Genomic DNA, 6,642 nt, shown 5'->3' with positions numbered 1-6,642 from the left:
CGGCTCGTCCAGCAACAGCAGGTCCGGCGCCGGGGCCAAGGCACGGGCCAGCGCCACGCGCTGCTGCTGACCGCCGGACAGCTCATGCGGGTAGCGCCGATCCAGCCCCTGCAATGCCACGTGCTGCAACAAGGCCTGCACCCGCGCCTGGCGCTGCGCACGCGGCAGCCCGCGCAGGCCGAAACCAATGTTGGCGGCCACATCCAGGTGCGGAAACAGTGCGTATTCCTGGAACATCATGCCAACCCGGCGCTGCTCGGCCGGCAGCCCCTGCTGGGCCGTGGCCAGGCAGCGGCCGGCAAGTTCGATGCGGCCGCGCTGCAGCGGCTCGAAGCCGGCAATGCTGCGCAGCACCGTGGTCTTGCCGCAGCCGGAAGCACCCAGCAGGCAGCCGATCTGGCCGCGTTCCAGCCGCAGCGACAAGCCCTGCACCACCTGCTTGAAGCCGCCCGCGGTGGGATAGCCGATCTGCAGACCGTCCAATACGAGTTGCGTCTCAACGTGCATTTTCCACTCCATAGGCCGCGCCCGCGCGCGCCAGCAGAATCACCGGCAACAGGCCACTGACGACGATCAACAAGGCCGCCACCGCGCCTTCCTCGTAGGTGCCGCGCGCGGCTTCGGCATACAACCAGGTAGCAAGGGTTTCAAAATTCATCGGCCGCAGCACCAAGGTGGCCGACAGTTCCTTCATGGTGTCGACGAACACCAGCAATGCGGCAGCGGCCAAGGCCGGGCGCAGCAATGGCAGATGCACCCGCCGCAGCATGCCGGCCGGCCGCTCGCCCAGATTGGCAGCTGCCTGATCCAGCGAGAGCGGAATGCGTGCCAGACCGGACTCGATGCCTCCCACCGACACGGCAAGGAAACGCAGCGTATAGGCCAGCACCAACAGGCTCACCGAGCCCATCAGCAGCATCTGCGATTGGCCACCGAACACGACCAGCAGCCGGCTGGCCATGGAATCCAATCCACCCAGCGGCAGCAACAGCCCGATCGCCAACACCGTGCCGGGTATGGCGTAGCCGAGTGTGGCGATGCGACTGCTGGCCGCAGCCAGCCACTGCCCTCGCCGCGCCTGCGCCAGGCGCAGCGCCCAGGCAACCAGCAGACCCAGCACCATCGCGGCGAACGTTGCCAGCAATGCCACCCGCACGGTGTTCCACAGCGCGACCAGCAACTGGGGCGAGATGCCGGCTACCTGCAACCGTGCTATCGATTCCCACAGCAGATAGGCCGCCGGCACCACAAAGCCCAGCAGCACCGGTAACGACACCAGCAACAGCACCAACACTGCGCGACCGCCGCGCAGCTGTTGCGGCTGCAACGGACGCGGCCGCAGCACACTTGCGTAACGCTGCCGGCGCCGCCCCAGCCGTTCCAGGGCCAGCAACAAGGCCACCACCACCAGCATCGCCAAGGCGATCTGCGCCGCGCCAGCCAGGTCACCACGGCTGACCCAGGTGGTGTAGATGGAGACGGTGAGCGTCTGCACGCCGAGGAATTCGGAGGCACCGATATCGTTGAGTGTTTCCAGCAAGGCCAAGGCCACGCCTACCGCGATGGCCGGCCGCGCCAATGGCAAAGCCACCCGCCAGAACACCTGCAGGGGCGTGGCGCCAAGGCTGCGTGCCGCTTCCAACAGGCCGGCGGCCTGGGTCATGAACAAGGCGCGGGTGGTCAGGTACACGTAGGGATACAGCACGAAACCCAGCAGCACGATGCAGCCACCGAGATGGCGGATGTCCGGCAGACGGAACTGGCGCGGACTGTCATAGCCCAACAGGTCGCGGATCAGCCCCTGCACCGGACCCAGCGGATGCAGGACATCCAGATAGGCAAAGGCAGCGATATAGGTCGGCACCGCCAGCGGCAGCAACAAGGCCCAACTCAGCAGCCTGCGCCCAGGAAATGCAAAAGCGGTCACCAGCCAGGCACTGCCGGTGCCCAGCACACAGACCAGCGCCCCAACACCCAGCAGCAACAAGCCGGTGTTGAGCAAGGCCGTGGGCAGCACATTGGCCCACAGGTGTGCCCACAGCCCGGCGCTGCCATCGCTGGCGGCCCAAGCCAGGCCGAGCACCGGCACCAGCATCAGTGCTGCCACCGCTACCGCACCCAGCAGCCACGGATTCCATCGCCACGTCATCAAACACTATCCATCACAAAGCAACAGGCCGGCACCGTTGTGGCGCCGGCCTGTCGGGAACCCGCAGGTTCAATTATCGAAGCCGACCTTGTCCACCAGCTCGCTGGCCAGCTTGCGGTTGGCCACCACCTCGGCCAGGGGTAGCGGGTCCACCTTCATCTGGCCGAAGCTGGCAACCACGGGGTCCAGCGCCACGCCCGGCTTCACTGGATATTCGTAGTTGGCACGGGCGTACAGGCTCTGCGAGCTGTCGCTGACCAGATACTCCAGCAGCTTGACCGCGTTGTCGTGATTGGGGGCATGGCGAGCCACTGCGGCACCGGAAATATTGACGTGGGTGCCGGTATCGGCCGCGCTGGCAAACACCGGCCGCACCACCTGGATGGCATCGCCCCAGCTGCGCTGTTCGGAGCCTTCCTCGGCATTTTTCATCCGGCCAACGTAATACGCATTGGCAACGCCGATATCGCAGATACCGGCAAGAATATCGCGGGCCACGTCGCGGTCACCGCCGGCGGCCTTGCGTGCCAGGTTGGCCTTCACGCCACGCAACCAGGCCTCGGTTTTCTCCGCGCCATCGTGCGCGATCATCGCTGCGAACAGGCTGGTGTTGTACGGGTGCTGGCCGGAACGGATGCAAACCCGCCCCTTCCACTTCGGGTCGGCCAGGTCTTCATAAGTGAAGCCGCTCAGGTCCAGGTCCTTGTCGGCGTAGACCACCCGGTCACGCAGCGACAACGCAAACCACTGGCCTTCCGGTGAGCGCAGGTGCGCCGGGATGGCAGCTTCAAGTACCTGCGATTTCACCGCCTGGGTGTGACCGGCTTCGACCACGTCGAGCAGACGCCCGGTATCGACCGTCATCAGCACGTCGGCAGGCGAACGCTCGCCTTCGGCAGCCAGCCGCTCGGTCAAACCGTCCTTCAGCAAAACCGTGTTGACCTTGATGCCGGTATCGGCGGTGAAAGCATCCAGCAGCGGCTGTACCAGCGCAGGTTCGCGGGTGGTGTAGAGGTTGACCTCACCAGCGCCAGCGGACGCCTGCGGCGCACTGGCAGAGGCAGGGTTGTCACCGGTCTTGGCGCAGGCGCCAAGCAGGACGAGGGAACACAGGGCAGCCAGATGGCCGGCGGCACGCTTCGGATGGCGCATGGATTACTCCGGAAGTGGTCGTCGGTCCCGGCCACAATGGCCGGACACGGATCAAATGAGAACTTATCTCATTTGATCCATCCGCGCACTGCGTCAAACAGCCGCACCCTCGCCGGCAGGGAACAGCAGCATCGCATCGCCATAGCTGAAGAAGCGGTACTTCTGTTCGATGGCGTGCGCATAGGCCTCGAACACCCGTGCCTTGCCGGCAAACGCGCTGATCATCATCAGCAAGGTGCTTTCCGGCAGGTGGAAGTTGGTGACCATCGCATCGACACTGCGGATGCGGTAGCCCGGGGTGATGAAGATCTGGGTTTCGCCGGCATACGGATGCAGCTCGCCCTCGCGCATTGCGCTCTCCAGTGCCCGCACCACGGTGGTGCCGACGCCGATCACCCGGCCACCGGCAGCGCGGGTGCGGCGCACCTGCTCCACCAGCTCGGCACCGACATTGAGCCATTCGCGGTGCATCACATGCTGCGACAGGTCATCCACCCGCACCGGCTGGAAGGTGCCGGCACCCACGTGCAGGGTGATATGGCCGAACTGCACGCCGCCCTCGCGCAGGCGCGCCAGCAGTGGCTCGTCGAAATGCAGACCGGCAGTTGGCGCAGCCACGGCGCCTACCTGCTTGGCGAACACGGTCTGGTAACGCTCGCGATCGTCAACACCGGGCTCGCGATGGATATAGGGCGGCAGCGGCAGCCGGCCTTCGTGCACCAGCCAGGATTCCAGCGACTCGGGGATGTCGAAACGCAGCACGTAGAACTCGCCATCGCGCCCCAGCACTTCGGCTTCGCCACCGGCATCGAGCTGAATACGGCTGCCGGGCTTGGGCGACTTGCTGGCGCCAATCTGCGCACGCGCCTGCTGGCCGCCCAACAGGCGCTCGATCAGGATCTCGACGCGGCCACCACTGGCCTTCTGCCCGAACAGGCGCGCCGGAATGACCCGGGTGTCATTGAACACCAGCAGATCACCGGGCTGCAGCAAGGTCGGCAGATCGCTGACATGGCGGTCGTCGAACGCGCCCGGCGCCGGCGGCACCAGCAGCAGACGGCTGGCCGAACGCTCGGCCAAGGGAGCCTGGGCGATCAATTCCTCAGGCAGGTCATAGGTGAAATCGGACTTCTTCAAGGCCGGAACTTCGTACGGGGAGCCGACTATTGTAGCTCCCGATGAGAGACGGGCCGGTTTTCAGGCTGTAGCTGCGCGCTTCAGCGCCGACAGCCGCCGCTCCAGCCCCTGCCCGCTCAGCGCTCGAACTTGGTCGAAAGAATGATCGCGCTGTTGGTCCGCTCCACACCATCAATCGCGCCGATCGCATCGGTCACCACGTCCATCTCGCTGACCCCGCCCACCACCACCATCGCGATCAGGTCATGGTTGCCACTGACCGAGTGCAGCGAGCGCACTTCAGCGATGTCGCGCAGCGCCTTGACCACGGCCGGCATCTTCTTTGGCAGCACCGTGATCAATACGTGCGAGCGCACCTGGCCCTGTTCGTAGTCCTCGTGGGTGCGCACGGTGTAGCCGGCAATCACCCCCAGCTGTTCCAGCCGATCGATGCGGCTCTGCACCGTGGTCCGCGACAGCCCCAGGCGGCGGGCAATCTGCGCGGTGGACGCGCGCGCGTCCTCGCGCAGTACGGACAACAGGCGTTCGTCGGCGGGGGAAATATTCACATTGCTAACCAGCTTCGTCGATTCGACGAAATTACCCGAAAATATGTCGAGATCATAGCTGCCATATGACCAGAATCTCCACATAATGGGTATATACAAGAAACTTCTGGAGATGAGCATGACCGTACTCGGCCCCCTCGCCCCGCTTCGCGCGCACGCCGGCAGCCGCCTGACCACAGGCCTGGACGACGCCAGCGTTGAACGCCTGGCCGCTGCTCATCCCGACCTGGCAGCCGCCATCCAGGCCGCCGCCAGCGAATACACCCGGATCAAGGCCGAAGCCGCCGATCTGCTGGATCTGGATGAAAAAGACCAGATCGACGCCATGCAGGCTGGCTTCGTCAACTTCTATGCCGACGACGCCATCGTCCCCTATATCGCCCTGGCCGCCAGCGGTCCGTGGGTGATCTCGCTCAAGGGCGCGGTGCTGTACGACGCCGGCGGCTACGGCATGCTCGGCTTCGGCCACACCCCGGCCGATGTGATGGCGGCAGCGGCCAAGCCACAGGTAATGGCCAACATCATGACGCCCAGCCTGGCCCAGCGCCGCTTCGTGCAGGCCATGCGCAAGGAAATCGGCCACAGCCGTGGCGGCTGCCCGTTCTCGCACTTCATGTGTTTGAACTCCGGCTCCGAGGCCGTCGGCCTGGCCGCACGTATTGCCGATATCAATGCCAAGCTGCAAACCGATCCGGGTGCCCCGCACGCCGGTGCAACCATCAAGCGCGTGGTGATCAAGGGCAGCTTCCACGGCCGTACTGATCGCCCGGCGCTGTATTCGGATTCCAGTCGCAAGGCCTATGACCAGCACCTGGCCAGCTACCGCGGCGAGAACAGCGTCATCACCGTTGCACCGTACGACGAAGCGGCGATGCGCAAGGTATTCGCCGATGCCAAGAGCAACAACTGGTTCATCGAGGCAGTGTTCCTGGAGCCGGTGATGGGCGAAGGCGACCCGGGCCGCGCAGTGCCGGCCAGCTTCTACAAGCTGGTCCGCGAACTGACCCGCGAGCACGGCAGCCTGCTGCTGATCGACTCCATCCAGGCCGCACTGCGTGCGCACGGCACGCTGTCCTTCGTCGACTACCCGGGTTACGAAACGCTGGACCCGCCGGACATGGAAACCTATTCCAAGGCCTTGAACGGCGCGCAGTTCCCGCTGTCGGTACTGGCCGTGACCGAACACGCCGCCAAGCTTTACCGCAAGGGCGTGTACGGCAACACCATGACCACCAACCCGCGTGCACTGGATGTGGCTTGCGCCACCCTCGCCCGGCTGTCGCCGGAAGTGCGCCAGAACATCCGCCTGCGCGGCGAACAGGCCGTGCAGAAACTGGAAGCGCTCAAGGACAAGCTGGGCGGCCTGATCACCAAGGTGCAGGGCACCGGCCTGCTGTTCTCCTGCGAACTGGCCCCGCAGTTCAAGTGCTATGGCGCCGGCTCCACCGAAGAGTGGCTGCGCATGCACGGCGTCAATGTCATCCACGGCGGCGAGAACTCGCTGCGCTTCACCCCGCATTTCGGCATGGATGAAGAAGAGCTGGACATCCTGGTCGACATGGTCGGCCGCGCACTGCGCGAAGGGCCGCGCCGCGAGCAGGCCAACGCCGCCTGATCTGCACACCGATACAAGCAAAAAGGCGGCCACTGGCCGCC

6 protein-coding genes are annotated in these 6,642 nt (G+C 65.3%); 1 reads left to right on the top strand and 5 read right to left on the bottom strand.

Annotation, left to right across the window (positions count from 1 at the left end; all coding sequences use genetic code 11):
- From ABB27_RS16670 to ABB27_RS16650, 5 genes are all read right to left on the bottom strand, one after another.
- A partial coding sequence (locus tag ABB27_RS16670; protein WP_152984644.1) for an ABC transporter ATP-binding protein occupies positions 1-507 on the bottom strand: 507 nt, incomplete at its 3' end.
- Positions 497-2,149, bottom strand: coding sequence for an ABC transporter permease (locus tag ABB27_RS16665; protein ID WP_057630007.1), 1,653 nt, complete (start codon positions 2,147-2,149; stop codon positions 497-499). The genes ABB27_RS16670 and ABB27_RS16665, both read right to left, overlap by 11 nt.
- A gap of 69 nt (positions 2,150-2,218) precedes the next feature.
- Positions 2,219-3,301 (bottom strand): Fe(3+) ABC transporter substrate-binding protein, encoded by a 1,083-nt coding sequence (locus ABB27_RS16660; RefSeq protein ID WP_083491362.1) that lies wholly within the window; start codon positions 3,299-3,301, stop codon positions 2,219-2,221.
- Between the two features lie 93 nt (positions 3,302-3,394).
- Positions 3,395-4,438 (bottom strand): tRNA preQ1(34) S-adenosylmethionine ribosyltransferase-isomerase QueA, encoded by a 1,044-nt coding sequence (gene queA, locus ABB27_RS16655; RefSeq protein WP_057630005.1) that lies wholly within the window; start codon positions 4,436-4,438, stop codon positions 3,395-3,397.
- A 116-nt stretch (positions 4,439-4,554) separates the two neighbouring features.
- Positions 4,555-4,986, bottom strand: coding sequence for an Lrp/AsnC family transcriptional regulator (locus ABB27_RS16650; protein WP_057630013.1), 432 nt, complete (start codon positions 4,984-4,986; stop codon positions 4,555-4,557).
- Positions 4,987-5,104: 118 nt separating this feature from the next.
- Here ABB27_RS16650 and ABB27_RS16645 point away from each other — a divergent pair, with 118 nt between their 5' ends.
- Positions 5,105-6,601, top strand: a complete 1,497-nt coding sequence (locus ABB27_RS16645) for an aminotransferase class III-fold pyridoxal phosphate-dependent enzyme (RefSeq protein ID WP_057630011.1) — start codon at positions 5,105-5,107, stop codon at positions 6,599-6,601.
- Positions 6,602-6,642: the final 41 nt, after the last annotated feature.

The organism is Stenotrophomonas terrae (genome assembly GCF_001431465.1).
Taxonomy (GTDB): Bacteria; Pseudomonadota; Gammaproteobacteria; order Xanthomonadales; family Xanthomonadaceae; genus Stenotrophomonas; species Stenotrophomonas terrae.
This window is presented reverse-complemented; position numbering and strand designations above follow the sequence as displayed.